General features: G+C 74.4%; 10 protein-coding genes and 1 pseudogene. 6 read left to right on the forward strand and 5 right to left on the reverse strand.

Features of this window, described 5'->3' with window-relative positions; genetic code table 11:
• A pseudogene (locus ABZZ38_RS25660) lies at positions 1 to 686 on the forward strand (hypothetical protein); the annotation flags it as partial.
• Between the two features lie 350 nt (positions 687 to 1,036).
• Here the strand turns inward: ABZZ38_RS25660 and prfB are convergent.
• From prfB to ABZZ38_RS25675, 3 genes are all read right to left on the reverse strand, one after another.
• Positions 1,037 to 2,143 carry a peptide chain release factor 2 gene (prfB, locus tag ABZZ38_RS25665; RefSeq protein ID WP_356744060.1) on the reverse strand — a complete coding sequence of 369 codons (1,107 nt, stop codon included), beginning with the start codon at positions 2,141 to 2,143 and terminating at the stop codon, positions 1,037 to 1,039.
• A 59-nt stretch (positions 2,144 to 2,202) separates the two neighbouring features.
• The gene (locus tag ABZZ38_RS25670; protein ID WP_356744062.1) at positions 2,203 to 3,471 is read right to left on the reverse strand and encodes a serine/threonine-protein kinase; all 1,269 of its coding nucleotides are present in this window, start codon (positions 3,469 to 3,471) and stop codon (positions 2,203 to 2,205) included.
• Positions 3,472 to 3,578: 107 nt separating this feature from the next.
• On the reverse strand, positions 3,579 to 5,306 hold the full coding sequence (locus ABZZ38_RS25675; RefSeq protein ID WP_356744130.1) for a serine/threonine-protein kinase: 1,728 nt from the start codon (positions 5,304 to 5,306) through the stop codon (positions 3,579 to 3,581).
• Between the two features lie 375 nt (positions 5,307 to 5,681).
• Here ABZZ38_RS25675 and ABZZ38_RS25680 point away from each other — a divergent pair, with 375 nt between their 5' ends.
• The 5 genes from ABZZ38_RS25680 to ABZZ38_RS25700 all read left to right on the forward strand — a co-directional run bounded on the left by ABZZ38_RS25680 (position 5,682) and on the right by ABZZ38_RS25700 (position 14,983).
• Positions 5,682 to 8,840 (forward strand): FHA domain-containing protein, encoded by a 3,159-nt coding sequence (locus ABZZ38_RS25680; RefSeq protein WP_356744064.1) that lies wholly within the window; start codon positions 5,682 to 5,684, stop codon positions 8,838 to 8,840.
• A gap of 135 nt (positions 8,841 to 8,975) precedes the next feature.
• Positions 8,976 to 10,349 carry an ABC transporter substrate-binding protein gene (locus ABZZ38_RS25685; RefSeq protein WP_356744066.1) on the forward strand — a complete coding sequence of 458 codons (1,374 nt, stop codon included), beginning with the start codon at positions 8,976 to 8,978 and terminating at the stop codon, positions 10,347 to 10,349.
• Between the two features lie 4 nt (positions 10,350 to 10,353).
• Complete coding sequence (locus ABZZ38_RS25690) at positions 10,354 to 11,781, forward strand: sugar ABC transporter permease (protein WP_356744068.1); 1,428 nt, start codon at positions 10,354 to 10,356, stop codon at positions 11,779 to 11,781.
• Positions 11,778 to 12,665, forward strand: a complete 888-nt coding sequence (locus ABZZ38_RS25695; protein ID WP_356744070.1) for a carbohydrate ABC transporter permease — start codon at positions 11,778 to 11,780, stop codon at positions 12,663 to 12,665. The genes ABZZ38_RS25690 and ABZZ38_RS25695 overlap by 4 nt, the downstream gene beginning before the upstream one ends.
• An 86-nt stretch (positions 12,666 to 12,751) precedes the next feature.
• Positions 12,752 to 14,983 (forward strand): bifunctional glycosyltransferase family 2 protein/CDP-glycerol:glycerophosphate glycerophosphotransferase, encoded by a 2,232-nt coding sequence (locus ABZZ38_RS25700; protein WP_356744072.1) that lies wholly within the window; start codon positions 12,752 to 12,754, stop codon positions 14,981 to 14,983.
• A gap of 36 nt (positions 14,984 to 15,019) precedes the next feature.
• Here ABZZ38_RS25700 and ABZZ38_RS25705 read toward each other — a convergent pair whose 3' ends face one another.
• Together ABZZ38_RS25705 and ABZZ38_RS25710 are read right to left on the reverse strand one after the other, a co-directional pair.
• Complete coding sequence (locus ABZZ38_RS25705; RefSeq protein WP_356744074.1) at positions 15,020 to 16,663, reverse strand: glycosyltransferase family 2 protein; 1,644 nt, start codon at positions 16,661 to 16,663, stop codon at positions 15,020 to 15,022.
• Entirely contained in the window at positions 16,660 to 18,861 is a 2,202-nt protein-coding gene (locus ABZZ38_RS25710) for a CDP-glycerol glycerophosphotransferase family protein (RefSeq protein ID WP_356744076.1), read from the reverse strand. Before ABZZ38_RS25710 ends, ABZZ38_RS25705 begins: the two co-directional genes overlap by 4 nt.
• Between the last annotated feature and the right edge of the window lie 4 nt (positions 18,862 to 18,865).

Below are 18,865 nucleotides of genomic sequence, written 5' to 3' on the forward strand. Positions count from 1 at the left end.
TGGACGCCACCCTGGGCACCACCCTGGTCGCCGCCACCCTGGACACCGCCCTGGACGCCACCCTGGGCACCACCCTGGTCGCCGCCACCCTGGACACCGCCCTGGACGCCACCCTGGGCACCACCCTGGTCGCCGCCACCCTGGACGCCACCCTGAGCGCCACCCTGGGCACCACCCTGGGCACCGCCCTGGTCGCCGCCACCCTGGACACCACCCTGGTCGCCGCCACCCTGAGCGCCACCCTGGGCACCGCCCTGGACGCCACCCTGGTCGCCGCCACCCTGAGCGCCACCCTGGGCACCGCCCTGGACGCCACCCTGGACGCCACCACCCTGGTCGCCACCACCCTGGTCGCCACCACCCTGGGCACCGCCCTGGTCGCCACCACCCTGGGCACCGCCCTGGTCGCCACCACCCTGGTCGCCACCACCCTGCACACCGCCGGCGATCTGGCCGACGGAATCGCTGCCGCCGTCGTCCCCGCCGATACCGAGACCGGCTTCCACGCCGCTCTCGTTCACCCCGGCCTGGACGCCGATACCGGCGACGTTGACGTCTATGCCGACCGCCGAAGCGGCGCCCGCTGCGGTCAGGGACGCACCGGCGGCGATCACCGCACCGGCTGCGATTCGCGCAACGCGGACCCGCGTCTTCTTGGTCATCTGCGTGCTACCCCCAGTAGCTGATTCGTCAGTGGAGCAGCGCTCGGGGCAGCGGACACTGGGGGCCGTACTCGTGATTCCCCCGATACACGCGCCCCGGACATGCGCATGCCGCGCGTCAGCTTTCCCACTTTTCATATAAGCGTCAAGGCGGTTGCGCGTGCGATGCCCCAAATGATCACACTTGCCCGGCGTGCAACGATGCAACTGTGACGTAATCCCCGAACAACGGCCTCACTGCGGCCGGTTCCCTTGTCGACAAAGCGCTGAAACAGTCTACTCGCCGCTTGCGTCAGCGAATTGGCCCGGCATACGCAAGCGGCGCCGGCCCCCGAGGGGAATCCGGCGCCGAACGGTCCGCTGTCCGCGGGACGTTACTTCTCCTGCTGCTTCCGCCAGCGGATGCCCGCCTCCAGGAATCCGTCGATCTCGCCGTCCAGCACGGCCTGCGGGTTGCCGACCTCGTGCTCCGTACGGAGGTCCTTGACCATCTGGTACGGGTGCAGGACGTACGACCGCATCTGGTTGCCCCAGGAGTTGCCGCCGTCGCCCTTGAGGGCGTCCATCTTGGCCTGCTCCTCCTGACGGCGGCGCTCGAGGAGCTTCGCCTGGAGGACGTTCATCGCGCTCGCCTTGTTCTGGATCTGGGAGCGCTCGTTCTGGCAGGAGACGACGATGCCGGTCGGGATGTGGGTGATCCGGACCGCCGAGTCGGTGGTGTTGACGCCCTGGCCACCCGGGCCCGAGGCGCGGTACACGTCGATGCGCAGCTCGGACTCGTCGATCTCGACGTGGTCGGACGACTCGACGACCGGGAGCACCTCGACGCCCGCGAAGGACGTCTGGCGGCGGCCCTGGTTGTCGAACGGGGAGATGCGGACCAGACGGTGCGTGCCCTGCTCCACGGAGAGCGTGCCGTAGGCGTACGGCGCCTTGACGACGAAGGTGGTCGACTTGATGCCGGCCTCTTCCGCGTACGACGTCTCGTAGATCTCCGTCGAGTGACCGTGGCGCTCGGCCCAGCGCAGGTACATGCGCTGGAGTCGCTCGGCGAAGTCGGAGGCGTCGACGCCGCCGGCCTCGGCGCGGATGTTGACCAGCGCCTCGCGCTCGTCGTACTCGCCGGACAGGAGCGTACGGACCTCCATCTCGTCGAGGGCCTTGCGGACGGAGACGAGCTCCGCCTCGGCCTCGGCGAGGGTGTCGGCGTCGTCCATCTCCTCGGCCAGCTCGAAGAGGACGGCGAGGTCGTCGATGCGACCGCGCAGCGCCTCGGTCTTGCGCACCTCGGCCTGGAGGTGCGAGAGCTTGCTCGTGATCTTCTGCGCCGCGTCCGGGTCGTCCCACAGGGATGGGGCCGCGGCCTGCTCCTCGAGCACGGCGATGTCTGCCCTCAGCTTGTCGAGGTCCAGGACGGCCTCGATCGACCCCATGGTCGAGGAGAGGGACTTCAGCTCTTCGGATACATCGACGACTGCCACGACACCAGCGTAACGGCTGCCCGGGACAGCCCGGCCCGTCAGGCTGTCCCGGGGCTCGGCTAGGGCTGCGAGGGGGCCGATTGCCGGGAGTCCCGGGGCGGGGCGGTTTCCTCGTCGCCGCTGGTCACCACGTATCCGCCGACCCCGGCGGCCGCGAGCAGCGCGGCGGCGGCGATACCGAGCGCGATGCGGCGTTTGCGTACCGCTTCGGACTTGTGGCGCGCGGACCCGGGGCGGCGCCCGCCGGCCGGGCGGGGCGCGCGGGCGGTGCCCAGGGGGCCGCCGGAGAGCTCGTCGGGGGCCGGGACGCGCATGGAGGTGTGGGTGTCCCGGTTGGAGTCGGGGGCCGAGCCGTGGACCAGGGGGACGGCGGCGCGTCGCGGCGCGTTCGGGAGGGTCGGGTAGGGGTCGTCCTCGTACGGCTCCCGGGGCGCCTCGGCGTCCGGCTCGTCCACGTCCAGCGGCGGCATGCCCGCGACGAGCGGCTGCAGCTCGCGCAGCCGGGCTGCCAGCTCCGAGGCGCGCAGGCGGGACGCGGGGGCCTTGGCCAGGCACTGGACGATCAGCTGCCACAGCTCGTCCGGGATGCCGGGGAGCGGGACCACCGTCTCGGTGACGTGGCGGCGCAGTACGGCGCCGGGGTGTCCGCCGCCGAAGGGCGTGAAGCCCGCCAGGAGCTCGTACAGGACCGTGGCCAGGGCGTAGATGTCGACGGCCGCGCGGGGCGGCAGCCCTTCGACGATCTCCGGTGCCAGGTAGTCCGGCGTGCCGAGGATCCTCGGCGGGTTCGGGGAGTGCCCGCCCGCCGCCCGCAGCGCCTTGGTGCGGCCGGGGGTGTCGATGAGCTTGGCGACGCCGAAGTCGGTCAGCAGGGCGGGGTGGGCGCCACCGGGGCCGAGTGGGCCCTGCATGTCCAGCAGGATGTTCTCCGGCTTGACGTCGCGGTGGACGACCCCGACGGCGTGCGCGGCGGCCAGGCCCTCGGCGACGTCCGCGACGATCGCGACGGCGGCCTCGGGGGCGAGCCGGCGCTCGCGGTCCAGGCGGGTGCGCAGGTCGGTGCCGCGCACCAGGTCCATGACGAGCGCGAGGTCGTTGCCGTCGACGACGAGGTCGCGGACGGCCACCACGCGCGCGTGGTCCAGCCCGAGCAGGGCGGTGCGCTCCTGGACGAAGCGTCCGACCAGCTCCTGGTCGGACGCCAGGTCCTCGCGCAACAGCTTGATGGCGACGGGGCCCTCCGGGCCCTCGCCGAGCCATACCGTGCCGGCGCTGCCCCGCCCCAGGATCTGATGGGCCGTGTACCGGCTGCCGATTTTCCGTGCCAAGACTGCTCCCTCAGCGGCTGGCGTTCCCGACAAAGTTACGCGGCCACAGGCGCCGGCATTCACCTCCGAGGGGAAATCACCCCTCGGAAGTCGACAAATCGGCAGGGTTACCCGGCAGGGGTGCTGGGCGTGTCGCCGCTCCCGCCGAGTTCCGAGATCCAGTTGCTCACCGTCGACACGGCGTCGCCGATGGCCTGCCAGTAGCTCTTGCCCTGCGCGACCCAGTCCTGAAGGGGGGTCAGCTCCCAGATCAACCAGCCCGCCACGATGAACAGCACGATCGTGAACAGGCAGCCCTTGAGGCAGCCGAGGCCCGGGATCCGCATCGGGTTCGCGCTGCGCTGCCGGGGGGCGCGCGGTTCGCGCGGCGGACGCGGGGTCGGCTGCGCGGGCTGCCGCGGCTGCGGGTGAGGCGGCTGGTGGTGCCGGGGCTGCGGGTGCCGGGGCTGGTGCTGAGGGGCGTACTGCTGCGGCGGCGGGGGCGGCGGCGCGTACTGCGGCGGTCGCTGCTGCTGCGGCTGGGGCTGGGGCTGGGGCCGACGCTGCTGCGACTGCGGCGGCTGCGGCGGGTACTGCTGGGGCTGGGGCGGCTGGGGGCGGCGCTGCGGGCGGCGGCGCAGGGGGTCCTCGTTCGGGTCGAGGTACTGGACCTGCGTCTGCTCGTTGCGGTCGCGGACGGCCCGCAGCTGGGTCTGCCAGGGGTGCGGGTCCGCGGGCTGCGGCGGCCCGTCGGGACGCGGCGGCACGGGGGGCATGACCGCGGTCGGGTCGGCCGCGCCGGGGCCGCCGGGGCCGCTGGTGGGCATGACGCTGGTCGCGGCGTTGGGGTCGTACTGGCCCGCGTTGCCGGGCAGCACCTGGGTCGCGTCGCTCTCCGGGCTGGGGAGACCCCATGCGCCGGGGGTCTCCGGGACGGGCGCCGGGGCCGGGTCGGGGGCGAGCAGCGCGCCGACTCCCTCGGCCGCCTCGATCTGCGCGGGCGTGGCGTGCACGCCGATGCCGGCGGCGACGGTACGCAGGCCCCGGGCGAGGTTCTCGGCGCTGGGGCGGCGCTCCGGGTCCTTGCTCAGGCAGCGCTCGATGACGGTCCACAGCGGACCGGGGACGGTCGAGGGGCGGCGCGGCTCCTCGCTGAGGTGGCGGTGGAGGACTTCGAGCGCGCTGCCGCCGGCGAACGGGGGGCGGCCCGTGACGAGCTCGTAGAGCAGGATTCCGGCGCCGTAGACGTCCACGGCGGAGGTCTGCGGGCGGCCCTCGGCGGACTCGGGCGCGACGTACGCGGGCGTGCCGACGAATTCGTGCGTACGGGTGAGGCCCGGGGAGTCCGCGAGGCGCGCGATGCCGAAGTCGGTGAGCATCGGGTGCATCCGCCCGTCCCGCTCGGAGAGCAGCACGTTGGCGGGCTTCAGGTCGCGGTGGACGATGCCGTCGGCGTGGCTGGCGGCGAGCGCGTCGGCGATCTGGGCGGTGAGGAGGGCGGCGGCGACCGGGGTGAGCGGGCCGTTCTCGCGGATGTAGCGGTGCAGGTCCGGGCCGTCGACCAGGTCCATGACGAGGGCGAGCAGGTCGCCCTCGACGACCAGGTCGCGGGTGCGGACGATGTTGGGGTGGGTGAGGCGGAGGAGGACGGAGCGCTCCCGCAGGAAGCGCATCACCACGTCCGCGTCGTTCGCGAGCTCCTCCTTGAGGACCTTGATCGCGACTGTCTCGCCGGGCTGGCCCGGCACGGCCGCCTCGGCGCCCGCGGTTTCCCGCTGGCGGGCTCGCCAGACGGTGCCCGTGGCGCCGCGTCCGAGCGGCTCCTCGAGCAGGTACTTGCTGCCGACTGGCCGCACGGTCATGCGCTCCCTGCGATCGTGGTCCTTGCCTGGCCCGCGCCTGCCTCTCGGGCCCGCCCGGGTGTCCGACCACTGTAGTGCCGCGGCGCGGCACACCGGCCGGTCATCTTCCGGTCCCGTTCTGAGCCGAAGACGCACTCTTTCCGTACATGGTTGCCATGGGTGATCCCAACCTGGGCACATGCAGGCGTTTTGTTGATCGGGGCCGAGCATTCAAGATCATTCAATGGCGGGTGCCGGGCGTGTTGTCAGTCGCAGGTGCGAGGATGCCTCCAGCACTCAACCGGACGACGCGTCCGCGGTGGCGGGGGGATCGCCGGGCTGTTCCCCTCCCCTGTCGGGCGCGCCGCGCAGAAGGGACCGCTGACGGCGATGCAGATCCGGCTGACCGTCCTCGCGGCGCCGCTCGGCGGCCAGACCGCGGGGCGCGCGTGTGACGTGCTCGTCACCGCCCCCGCGGGCACCGCGCTGGCCGCCGTGGCCTCCGGGCTGGCCTCCGTCGTGGCGGGCCCCGACACCTCGGGCGCGGTCGTGCTGTACGCGGGCGGGGAGCGGCTCGACGCGCAGCGCAGCGTGCTGGGCGAGCCGCCGCTGGTGGACGGCGCGGTGCTCTCCCTCCAGGTCCCGGGCGAGGACCACGCACCCCTGGACGGCGTCTCGGCGCGCCTCCACGTGGTCGCGGGTCCCGACGCGGGCGGTGTCCACCTGCTGCACGGCGGGCAGATCCGGATCGGCCGCTCCGCCGACGCGGACGTCCCGCTGGACGACCCGGACGTATCGCGCCTGCACTGCGCGGTGACGGTGGCCGAGAGCGGCCGGGTCACCGTCGCCGACCTGGGCTCCACCAACGGCACGACGCTGGACGGCGCGGAGGTGGGACCGCGCTCGGTTCCCCTGCCGCCGGGTGCCCTCCTGCGCCTGGGCGAGTCCGTCCTGCGCCTGAGCACCGGCTCCCCGGCCCTGGACGGCGCCCCGCTGCCGACCACCCCGGACGGCGAGGGCCATCTGCGCGTCCCGCTCCCGAGCGGCGCGGCGGCCCCGGACTCCTCCTTCCCTGCCCCGGCGGGCCCCCACACCCCGGCGGGCGGCGCCCCCGGCCAGGCCCCGGCCGACGGCGCCCGGCGGGACGGCTCCGTCCCCGGCGCCGACGCCCGCGCGACCGGCGCCCACGCACGCGTGCCCGGTGCGCGCCCGGCCGGCGGCCCCGCGCCGACGACGGCGACCGCGGCCCCGCCGTACGGCACGGCGCCCCCCGGCGGCGCCGTGCCCGCGCCCGGCCGGTCCTCCGCGCCCTCCGCCGGTCCCGTACCCCCGCACGGCACGCCCGCCCGAGGCACTCCCGTACCCGGCCCCGTCCCCGCGGCGGAACCCGCGTCCGGGCAGGCGCCCCGGGGCGCGACGCGCAAGCGGGGCATAGGCGCCTGGGCGCGGCGGCTCGCGGGCGGGCGCGGCGAGGAGGGCGCGGGCACCGCGCCGCCGGAGGCGCCGGGCTCCGGCACGCGCCCTCCCGGAGGCGAGACCTGGCCCGACCCGGCCGCCGTGCTGCTCACCGCGCTCGGCCCCGGCCCCCGGCTCTGGGAGCGCGGCCCGGGCCACCCCGAGACGCTCGTCGTACGGCTGGGGACGACCGACCGGGCCGACCTGCCCGCCGTACCGGTCACCGTCGGGCTGCGCGAGGCCGGATCGCTCGGGCTCGCCGGGCCGCGCCCCCGGCTCCTTGGCCTGACCCGCTCCGTCGTGGCGCAGCTCGCCGCGCTGCACCCGCCGGCCGAGCTGGAGATCGTGCTGATCGGCGGCGCCGCCCGGAAGCGGGAGTGGGCGTGGCTCGGCTGGCTGCCGCACCTGCGGCCGGGCCACGGCCAGGACTGCCGGCTGCTCCTGGCGTACGACCGGGAGCAGGCCGCCGCGCGGGCGGCGGAGCTGACGCGGCGGCTGGACGACGGACCGCTCGGCCCCGGCTGGGCGAGCGCGGACCGCAAGGCCGTCACGGATGCGGCCGAGCGGTACGACGGGCCCCGCACGGTCGTGGTCGTCGACGGCGACCCGGGCTCGGCCGCGCTGCGCGAGACGACGGCCCGGCTCGCCGGGGCGGGCGCGGCGGCGGGCATCCACCTGATCTGTCTGGCCGAGACCCCGGCGGCCTCACCGCTCTCCCCGGTCGCGGCGACGTACGAGAGCGCGTGCGCGGTGTCGCTGCCGTTCCGCGAGTGCGGGGCGGTCGCGCTGCTGTCGGGTGACGTGGCGACGGCGCTGCGCCTGATGCGCACGGCCGGGGGGCAGCCCGTGGGCCACGGCACCGTCGGCACCGTGGACGCCGTCTCCCCCGCCTGGGCGGAGCGCTTCGCGCGCGCCCTGGCCCCGCTGCGTACCGAGGGCGCCGCCCCGCCGGGCCGGATGGCGGCCATGGCGCTGCCCCCGTCCGCGCGGCTCCTCGACGAGCTGGGGCTCGCCCGCGCCACGCCCGCGTCCCTGATGGCGCGCTGGGCCTCGGCCCCGGACGGCACGGCCGTGCTGGGCACCGGGCCGCGCGGCCCGCTCGCCGTCGACCTCACGACGGAGGGCCCCCACCTGCTGATCGAGGGGCCGGCGGGCAGCGGTCGCACGGAGTTGCTGCGGTCGGTGGCGGCGTCGCTGGCCGCCGCGTCCCGCCCGGACCGGCTGGGCCTGCTGCTCGTCGACGGCGCGGGTGGGGAGCGCGGCGAGGGTCTCGCGCCCTGTACGGAGCTGCCGCACGCGACCGAGCACCTGGTCGCCTCGGACCCGGTGCGGATGCGCGCGTTCGCGCAGGCGCTCGGGGCGGAGCTGAAGCGGCGCGCCGAGTTGCTGGGCCGCCAGGACTTCGCCGAGTGGCACACCCGGCGTGAGGTGGCGGACCGCATGGTGGGCCCGCGGCGGCCCGCCGACCCGTCGGACGTGGACTCCCCGTCCACCGGCACGCTGCGCCTGCGCCCCGCCGGCGGACAGGGCGCCGTCCGCGCCAAGGCGGAGGTGCCGCCCCCGCTGCCCCGCCTGGTGGTCCTGGTCGACGACTACGACGCGCTGGTGGCGCCCGCGCTCGGCAGCCCGGGCCGCCCCGCCGCCGGGTCGGTCGTCCGCGCGCTGGAGGCCGTGGCGCGGGACGGTCACCGTCTGGGCGTCCACCTCGTGGCGACGTCCGCCCGCCCGGACCGTACGGCCGACACGGACCTGGCCCACGGTGCGCGGCTGCGTGTCGTGCTGGACGCCCCGCCGGTGTCGCCCGGCCCCGAGGACCCCGCGCCGGGGCGCGGCAGGCTCGGGCACCCGGACGGCCGGGTGACGCCGTTCCAGGCCGGCCGGGTGACCGGCCGCATTCCTCGTACGGCGACACAGCGGCCCACCGTCGTGCCCCTGGAGTGGGAGCGGATGGGGGACCCGCCGACCCGCCGCCCGGTGCGTGAACTGGGCAACGGCCCCACCGACCTGGCGCTGCTCGCCAGCGCGCTGGACCGGGCGGCGCGCTCGGTCGACGCCTCCCCGATGCCGCCCCTCATCGCACCCAGCCATCACTGACGCGACGTCACGACCCCATTACGATCAGGCAGTTGACAGGGAAGGCGGTATTGCGACACCCGCACACCCGGCGTAGACCTGACCGCACGGGACGCGTACGCGCACGGAAGAGTGCACGCGAGAGACGGGGCAGTGATGCGCACAACTCTTCGCACGAGCACACGCAAGGCCGCCGTGGCGATGGTCGCCGCCGGCGCTCTCGCCCTCGCCGGCTGCGGTGGCGGAGGCGGCTCCACGGGCGGGGCCGGACCGACGAAGGGCGGCGGCGAGACGGCGGCCACGGTCCGGCTGCCGAAGCTGAACGGGCAGAAGCTCCAGGTGGTGGCCGTCTGGACCGGCCCCGAGCAACAGGCGTTCACCAAGGTGCTCGATGAGTTCGAGAAGCGCACCGGAGCCGAGGTGTCGTACGTCCCGACGCAGGACGCGATGCTCAACTACATCGGTACGAAGATCGCGGGTGGCTCCCCGCCGGACGTGGCGATGCTCCAGCAGGTCGGCGCGCTCCACCAGGCCGTGGAGCGCGGGTGGGCCGAACCGCTCGGGGCACCGGCCAAGGCCCAGCTGGCCAAGAACTACTCCCAGGGCTGGCAAAACCTCGGCGCGGTCGACGGCACCCCGTACGGCGTGTACTTCAAGGCCGCCAACAAGTCGCTGATCTGGTACAACACCGCGGTCTTCGACAACGCGGGCGCGTCCGAGCCAAAGACGTGGAAGGAGCTGCTGTCCACGGCGGAGACGATCTCCGCGTCCGGCGTCACCCCGGTCTCGATCGGCGGCGCGGACGGCTGGACCCTCACCGACTGGTTCGAGAACGTCTATCTCTCCCAGGCCGGCCCCGAGAAGTACGACCAACTCGCCAAGCACGAAATCAAGTGGACCGATCCGTCCGTGAAGCAGGCCCTCACCACGCTCGCCGAGCTGTTCGGCAAGCCGAACCTGATCGCGGGCGGCGCGGACGGGGCGCTCCAGACGGAGTTCCCGGCGTCCGTCACGCAGACGTTCACCGGCGGGGACCAGCCGAAGGCCGGCATGGTCTTCGAGGGCGACTTCGTCTCGATCAACATCAGTCAGACCGAGGCCAAGATCGGTACGGACGCGAAGGTGTTCCCGTTCCCGGCGGTGGGCTCGCAGGCCCCGGTGGTGACTGGGGGCGACGTGGCCGTCGGGCTGACCGACAAGCCGGCCACGCAGGCGCTGCTGACCTTCCTCGCCTCCCCGGACGCGGCGCGGGTCTGGGCCGGACAGGGCGGGTTCGTCTCCCCCAACAAGTCCCTGGACCCGGCGGCGTACCCGAACGACGTCCAGCGTGACATCGCCAAGGCGCTCATCGCCGCGGGTGACGACTTCCGCTTCGACATGTCGGACCAGATGCCGCAGTCGTTCGGCGGTACGCCGGGCCGGGGCGAGTGGAAGGCGCTCCAGGACTTCCTGAAGAACCCGAAGGACATCGCGGGGATTCAGGCACGCCTGGAGGCCGAGGCGGCCAAGGCGTTCAAGAACAGGGGCTGACGCGATGTCGGCCCTGCCCACGACGCCCGGCCCCGCGCCGGACCCCGCCACGCCCGGCCCCACGCCCGGCCCCGCGCCGGGCGCCGCGCCCAAGCCCGCGCCGGGCCCCCTGCCGGGGCGCGGCCCCGGGGCCAGGGGCGTGACCGGCACCCGCAGGCTCGTCGCGGCCTGCTTCCTGCTGCCCGCCCTGGTCCTGCTCGGGGCGCTCGTGGTCTACCCGATCGCGTACTCGGTCCACCGCTCCTTCTTCGACCAGTCCGGCAGCGGCTTCGTCGGATTCGGCAACTACACGGAGATCTTCACCGACGACACCATCCTCACCGCCGTCAGGAACAACGCCGTCTGGGTCGTCGTGGCCCCGACCGTCGCCACCGCCCTCGGCCTGATCTTCGCGGTGCTGACGGAACGGGTCCGCTGGGGTACGGCGTTCAAGCTGATCGTCTTCATGCCGATGGCGATCTCGATGCTCGCCGCGGGCATCATCTTCCGCCTGGTGTACGAGCAGGACCCGGACCGCGGCGTGGCCAACGCCGTCTGGGTGGGTGTGCACGACACCTTCGCCGAGTCGGCCGGCTATCCCCAGGCCCGCCCGCTGCCCGTCCACCCGCTCGAGGCGGCGGGCGGCGGGGCGTTCATCACCAAGGAGCCCGTGCGGGCGGGAACCCGGGTCGAGCTGCCGCTGGTCGGCGTGGCGCCCGGGAAGATGCCGGACGACGCGAAGCCCGCCGCCGCGCCTCCGGCGGACGGCGCGAGCGGCGGCGGGATCACCGGCACGGCCTGGCTGGACTTCACGCGGGGCGGCGGCGGCACGCCCAACACCATCGACCCCCGGGAGCTCGGCCTCAAGGGCCTCAAGGTGGAGGCCGTCAAGGACGGATCGGTGGTCGCCACGGCGACGGCGGGCGCGGACGGCACGTTCACCCTGCCCGCGGCGGCGGACGGCGCCCACCTGCGCCTGCCCGAGTCGAACTTCCGGGAACGCTACAACGGCGTCGACTGGCTCGGCCCGTCCCTCGTCACACCCGCCATCATCGGCAGCTACGTATGGATGTGGGCGGGCTTCGCGATGGTGCTGATCGCGGCGGGACTCGCGGGGCTGCCCCGCGAACTCCTCGAGGCGGCCCGCGTGGACGGCGCCAACGAGTGGCAGGTCTTCCGCCGCGTCACGATCCCGCTCCTCGCACCGGTCCTCGCGGTCGTCCTCGTCACCCTGATGATCAACGTCCTGAAGATCTTCGACCTGGTCTTCATCATCGCCCCGGGCTCGGTGCAGGACGACGCCAACGTCCTGGCGCTCCAGCTCTACCGCTCCTCCTTCGGCACGGACGCCCACCTCGGCGTCGGCAGCGCGATCTCCGTGCTGCTCCTCCTGCTGGTGATCCCGGTGATGTTCTTCAACGTGCGCCGCATCCGGAAGGAGACGCGACGATGAGCGCCCGGCACACCCCCGAAGCGCCCTCCGGCCGGGTGCCGCTCGGCGCGCGCGTCGCCGCCCGCACCGGTGGCGGGCTCATGCGCGTCTTCCTGGTCCTCGTGGCGCTCTTCTGGCTGATGCCGACCGTCGGTCTGCTGCTGTCCTCGCTGCGCGCGCCCACCGATATCAACGCCTCGGGCTGGTGGGAGGTCTTCACCGCTCCCGCCCAGCTCACCACCGCCAACTACGCCGCGCTGTTCGACAACGCGACCATCACCGGCTCCCTGCTGTCCACCGTCCTCATCACCGTCCCGGCGACCGTGCTCGTCGTCGTCATCGGCTCGCTCGCCGGGTACGCCTTCGCCTGGATGGACTTCCCCGGCCGCGACTGGTGGTTCCTGGGCGTCGTCGGGCTGCTCGTCGTGCCCGTGCAAGTGGCGCTGGTCCCCGTGTCGAAGCTCTTCGGCGAGATCGGCATCTTCGAGACGACGCTCGGGGTCGTCCTCTTCCACGTCTCCTTCGGCCTGCCCTTCGCGATCTTCCTGCTGCGCAACTTCTTCGCGGAGATCCCGCGTGAGCTGCTGGAGGCGGCCCGGCTCGACGGGGCGGGGGAGCTGCGGCTGTTCACGCGGGTCGTGATGCCGCTCGGCGGGCCGGCCATCGCGTCGCTCGGCATCTTCCAGTTCCTGTGGGTGTGGAACGACATGCTGGTCGCGCTGATCTTCGCGGACTCCGACTCGCCGCCCATCACGGTCGCGCTCCAGCAGCAGGTACGGCAGTTCGGGAACAACATCGACGTCCTGGCGCCCGGCGCGTTCGTCTCGATGGTGATACCGCTCGCCGTCTTCTTCGCCTTCCAGCGGCAGTTCGTCTCCGGCGTGATGGCGGGCGCGGTGAAATGACCCGCGGGGACGCCGCCTTGGCGTACGGCATCCCCCGTATGCCACGGGGCGCGTAACCCGGTCGGTTCATCCGACGTTCCAGGGCCATGCCCCGGTTCAGCGTCATCGTCCCCGCGTACAAGGTCCAGGCGTATCTGCACGAGTGCCTGGAGTCGGTGCTCTCGCAGTCCTGCGACGATCTGGAACTGATCGCCGTGGACGACTGCTCGCCCGACGGCTGCGGAGCGATCATCGACGAACACGCGGCCCGTGACCGCCGGGTCGTCGCCCTTCACCTCCCAGAGAACGCCGGCCTGGGCCCCGCCCGCAACGCGGGGCTCGCGCACGCCACCGGGGACTACCTCGTCTTCCTCGACGGCGACGACACCCTCGTACCGGGCGCCCTCACCGCCGTCGCCGACCGCCTCAAGGAGACCGGCGAGCCGGACGTCCTCGTCTACGACTACGCCCGCACCTACGTCACCGGCGAGACCGTGCGCAACGAGTTCCACGCCCACCTCACCGAGGCGGGCCCGGCGCCCTTCGCGCTCGCCGACCGCCCGGGGCTGCTCAAGGTCCTGATGGTGGTGTGGAACAAGGCGTACAAGCGGGAGTTCGTCGAACGTGAGGGCTTCACCTTCCCGCCCGGCTTCTACGAGGACACGCCGTGGACGTACCCGGCGCTGATGGCCGCCTCGACGATCGCGACGCTCGACCGGGTGTGCGTGCACTACCGCCAGCGCCGCGCCGGTTCCATCCTGCGCACCACCAGCCTGCGCCACTTCGACCTGTTCGACCAGTACGAGCGGCTCTTCGCGTTCCTCGACGCCCGCCCCGCGCTGGCGGTCTGGCGCCCGGTGCTGTGCCGGCGCATGGCGGACCACTTCACCTCCGTCTTCATGGCGCCCGGCCGGCTTCCGCGCGGCACCCGCGCCGCCTTCTTCCGCCGCGCCCGCGCGCACTACCGCCGCTACCGCACGCCCGGCGCGACCCCGAAGTTCACCACCCGCCTGCGTCACGCCCTGGTCCGGCTCGGCAGCCACCGCACATACCGCGCGATCATGGCCGCCCGCACGGCGCGTCGGCACGCCGGCAGGTACGGCCGGAAGGCCGCGTCCACCCTGCGCGGCGCGCTGCTCCAGCTCCACTACCGCCTCCAGCGGTGCCTGCCGGTACGCGAGGACCGCGCCGTGTTCGGCGCGTACTGGAGCCGCGGGTACGCGTGCAGCCCGGCCGCCATCGAGGAGCGGGTGCGCGAACTGGCACCGCACATCCGTACCGCGTGGATCTGCGCGCCCGCGTACGCCCACACCGTGCCGCCCGGCACGTGCGCGGTGCGCCCGGGTTCGGCGGCGTACTGGACGGCGCTGGCGCGCTCCAAGTACCTCGTCAACAACGTCAACTTCGACCGGCGGCTGGTCAAGCGGCGCGGGCAGGTGCTGGTGCAGACCCAGCACGGCACCCCGCTCAAGCACATGGGCCTGGACCTGCGCCACCGGCCGGCCGCCGCGCGGGCCATGGACTTCGCCGGGCTGCTGCGCGCCGTCGACACCTGGGACTACCTGGTCTCGGCGAACCGCCACTCCACCCTCGTCTGGGAGCGGGTCTACCCGGCCGCGTACCGCACGCTCGAATACGGCTGCCCGCGCAACGACGTCTTCCAGCGGGCCGGCGCCGCCGATGTCGCCCGGCTGCGCGAGTCCCTGCGCGTCCCCGAGGGCCACACGGCGATCCTGTACGCCCCCACCCACCGCGACTACGCCCACCCGCAGCCCCACCTGCTGGACCTGGACCGGGTGCTGCGCGCCCTCGGCCCCCGGTACGTGATCCTCGCCCGCCCCCACCCCACGCACGGCGACGGCCCGCCACCGGCCACCGGCCCGCGCGTCATCGACGTCTCCGGGCACCCGTCGATCGAGGAGCTGTGCCTGGCGTCGGACGTCCTCGTCACGGACTACTCGTCGCTGATGTTCGACTACGCGGGCCTGGACCGGCCGATCGTGGTGCACACCGAGGACTGGGTGACCTATGACGCGACCCGTGGCACCTACTTCGACCTGCGGGCCTTCCCGCCCGGTGCCGTGGCGCGCTCCGAGGACGAGCTGATCGACATCTTCGTCACCGGGCACTGGCGCGGCTCGCGCTCGGCGCAGCTGCGGTCCGCGTTCCGGGCGCGGTTCTGCCCGTACGACGACGGGCGGGCCGCCGAGCGGGTCGTGCGGCACGTGTTCCTGGGTGAGGATCCGGCCGCGCTGCCGCCCGTCGTCCCGATCGCGCAGCGCCGCCCCGCGCCGTCGATGGGCGAGGCGGTGTCGGTGCTGTTCCCGGCGCCGCGCTGACGCCCCTCGGGCCCGTAACCCTCGGGCCCGTAACCCTCAGGCCCGTACGAGCGCCCTGGCGAGCCGCCGCGCCGCGCCGCGCCGCACCACGGGCCCGAGGAGCCGCCCCACCGCCCCGCCCGGCCGCCACCGCACCTGGAGCCGTCCCGCGTCCCGGCCCTCCGGTTCCACGGTGACCCGGTGCCGGGCGGGTCCGGCGACCTCGAAGGGCTCGAAGTCCAGGGGCGCCAGCAGGACCCCGGTGGCGGCGCCGCGCCCGTCGGTGACCTCCAGCACCGGGTGGCGCGCGCCCCAGAAGCCCTGGACGGGCAGCGCGACGGCCGCCAGGTCGAGCCGGACGGTGCCCTCGAAGACGCCCCGCCCGGCCGGGTCCAGGCGCAGCCGTACGGTCGTGCGCCGGCCGCCCGGCGCGAGGTGGAGGCTCGCGGGCTGCGGGGCGAGCGGCAGCCGCAGCCCCGGGTCGTACGTGCGCACCGTCAGCTCGACGACGGTGCCCGCGTGGGTGACCCGCGTGATCTCGTGCCGGAACCGCGCCGCCCCGAACGGGCACCCCGCCAGGGCCTGCTCCGTCAGGTCCAGGTCACCGCGCCCGGCCTCCGTCCGGGGCAGCGCCTCGCCCCAGTAGGTGCGCCCCCGCCCGTCCGTGACCGTCGTGCGCGGCCCCACCCCGTGTCCCAGGCCCCGCGCCGCCAGCCGCGCCTCCTCGTACCGCCCCTCGCGCAGCAGCCCCACCACGACCCGCTCGTCGCGGCCGAGCCGCTCGAACGCGGCGGCGGACAGGCCGTCCAGATAGGGCACGGTCTCGGCGGCGAACTCCGCGACCCAGGAGAGGTCCCGGTAGGGCAGGTCACCCGCGTACAGGCGGAAGTCGTGCGAGAGGAACTTGAAGTCCTTCTCCTCGCGCACGCCGGACGAGACACCCCGCGCGGCCAGGAACTCGTCGATGAGGCGCGCGATCCGCAGCCGGTCCCGGACGTTGGACATCAGGTGCCGCCGGTTGGAGATGGTCGCCGCGTCGGCGCCGGCGTAGGGGGCGATGTACCAGCGGTAGACGGGCTCGGTGAGGACGGTGAAGGCGCGCGCGAGGGTGTACGCCTGGGCGGAGAACAGCTGGTCCTCGTAGTGCAGGCCCTCGGGGAAGCGCAGGCCGTGCCGGTCCAGGAACTCCTTGCGGTACATCTTGTTGGTCGACAGGGGTTCGAACAGGATGCGCGGCTCGTCCTCGACGCCCCGCACCGTCCGGCGGCGGGCGAAGAGCGGCGCCATCCAGGTGGAGGTGGCGCCGGTGTCGGCGCGGACCCGCTCGACCGCGCCCATCACGAAGTCGACGTCGGTCTCCCGGTGGGCGGCGAGCAGCAGTTCCACGGCGCGGGGCGGGAGTTCGTCGTCGCTGTCCAGGAACATCAGGTGGGGCGCGCGGGCGATCTCCATGGCCCGGTTGCGGGGGGCGCCGCACCCGCCGCTGTTGCGCTCCAGCCGCAGCACGCGGATGCGCCGGTCCTTGGCGGCGAGGGCCGCCGCGACGCGGGGCGTGTCGTCCGTCGAGTGGTCGTCGCTGATGACGATCTCGATGGCGCGGTGGGTCTGGGCGCGTACGGAGGCGATGGCGCGCGGCAGGCGGGCGGCGTCGTTGTGGACGATGACGGTGACGGTCACGTCCGGCGGGGCGGCGGTGGTCATCGGCGTGTGGCCTCTTCGGGGGTGGGCGCGGGGGTGCGCCGGTCGAGCGGCAGCACGGGCGGCAGGCTCTCCTCGCCCTCACCGAGGAAGACGCGGCGTACGACGCGCTCGGCGGCGCGCCCGTCGTCGTACTCGCAGAACCGCAGGCGGAAGTCGTGGCGCTGTTTGCGGGCGGCCTCGTCGCGCCAGGCGGGCGAGGTGAGGATGTCGGTCAGTTCGTGCTGGTCGCGGGCGACGGGGCCGGGGGCCTCGGCGGTCAGGTCGAAGTAGACGCCGCGCACCCGGGTGTACGTCTCCCAGTCGTCGGCGTGGATGACGATCGGGCGGTCGAGGTTGGCGTAGTCGAACATGATCGACGAGTAGTCGGTGACGAGCACGTCGGCGGCGAGGGCGAGGTCCTCGACGGGGTCCCAGCCGGTGACGTCCAGCACGCGCGGGTGCCGGGGTCCGGGGAGGCGGTCGTGGAAGTAGTGGCCGCGTACGAGCAGGACGGTGTCGTCGCCGAGCCGGTCGGCCAGCCGGGGCAGGTCGAGGCGGGGGGTCCAGCGGGCTTCGTGGTCGCGGTGGGTGGGGGCGTAGAGGATCGCGCGGCGGCCGGGTTCGATGCCCAGGCGGGCGCGGGCGGCGAGGACGTCGTCGCCGGTGGCGCGGTAGTACACGTCGTTGCGCGGATAGCCGTAGTCGAGGGAGCGGTAGCCGGACGGGTAGGCGCGGGCCCAGACCTCGGTGGAGTGGCTGTTGGCGGAGAGGCTGTAGTCCCAGCGGTCGATGCGTTCGAGGAGGGTGTCGAAGTTGAGGCCCTGGGCGGCGGCGGGGTGGTCGCGCTGGTCGACGCCCATGCGTTTGAGCGGGGTGCCGTGGTGGGTCTGGACGTGGACGGAGCCCGGCCGCTTGATCACGCCGTTGGGGAAGTTGACGTTGTTGACGAGGTACTTGGCGCGGGCGAGGACGTCCCAGTAGCGGGCGGTGCCGGGGACCACGTGGTCGGTGCCGGGCCGCAGCAGCGGCACGCGGCTCTCCTCCACGATCCACACCCGGTGGATGTCGGGGGCGAGTTCGGCGAGCTCGGCGGCGATGGCGGCGGGGTTGCAGTGGACGCCGCGGTCCCAGTACGCGGAGAAGACGGCGAGGTCCTGGTCGACGCGGCGGCGCAGCGCCCGGTGGTAGCGGCGGCGGGTGCGGACGGCCGCGGCCTGCTCCGCGCGGATGGCCGCGGCCGTGCGCAGGTCGCGGCGGCGGTCGTTGGCGGTGCGCAGCAGCCGGTAGCCGAGGTAGGCGTTCCGGCCGAGGAGGTGGTGGCGTACGCCGTCGAGGCCGCCGGGGAGGCGGTGGCCGTCGGGGCGGAAGCGGGCGGCGTGGCGGGCGGCGCGGCGGAAGAAGTCGGGGACGAGGTCGGGCGGCAGCTCGTCGCGGCGGGCGAGGGTGGCGAGGTAGTCGCCGACCATCCGGTCGTACAGCCGGGAGCGGGTGGCGGGGCGGGCGGCCGCGGCCAGCTCGTGCAGCCGCTCGTACTGGTCGAAGACGGCGAAGTGCGCGGCCGGGTCGGCGGCGCGCCGCTGGACGGGCCGGTCGCGGCGGTGGGTGACCGCCACGGTGTCGCAGCAGGCGACGCGCCGGGCGAGGAGGAGCGCGGCGTACGAGAGGTACACGTCGCCGGCCGTGGCGAGGAGCTCGGGGTGGTCGGCGACGAGCCGGGCGCTGATGAGCCGGTTGCCGGGGACGGGCGCGATGTCGAGGAGGGCGGGCCGTTCGTCCAGGCCGGTGCGGCCCGGCATGCGGGCGAGCAGCTCGGTGTCGCCGCTGGGCGCGGCGTCGTCCCACCAGTGGGCCAGGTGGTGGTCGCACAACAGCACGTCGGGCGGGTCGGGCAGGGCGTCGAGCCGGGCGGCGAGGGCGGCCGACGCGCCCTCGGGCAGCCGGTCGTCGGGGCGCAGGAACTGCAGGTACGCCCCGGTCGTGGCGTGGACGGCGGCGGCGCGGGCGGTCGCCCCGGTGGCGTGCGGCGAGACGGGCACCACGGTGACGCGCGGGTCGCGCACCTCGTGGACCTCGGCGAGCGCCCGCGCGGCGGTGTCGTCGAGGGGGACGGCCACGACGACGTCGAGGTCGGGGTGGGACTGCGCGGTGACGCTCTCCAGGCAGGCGCGCAGCCGGCTGAGCGGGGCGCGGCCGGACACGATGACGCTGAGCTTGGCCATGGAG

This window comes from Streptomyces sp. NPDC006368 (assembly GCF_040612535.1).
Taxonomy (GTDB): domain Bacteria; phylum Actinomycetota; class Actinomycetes; order Streptomycetales; family Streptomycetaceae; genus Streptomyces.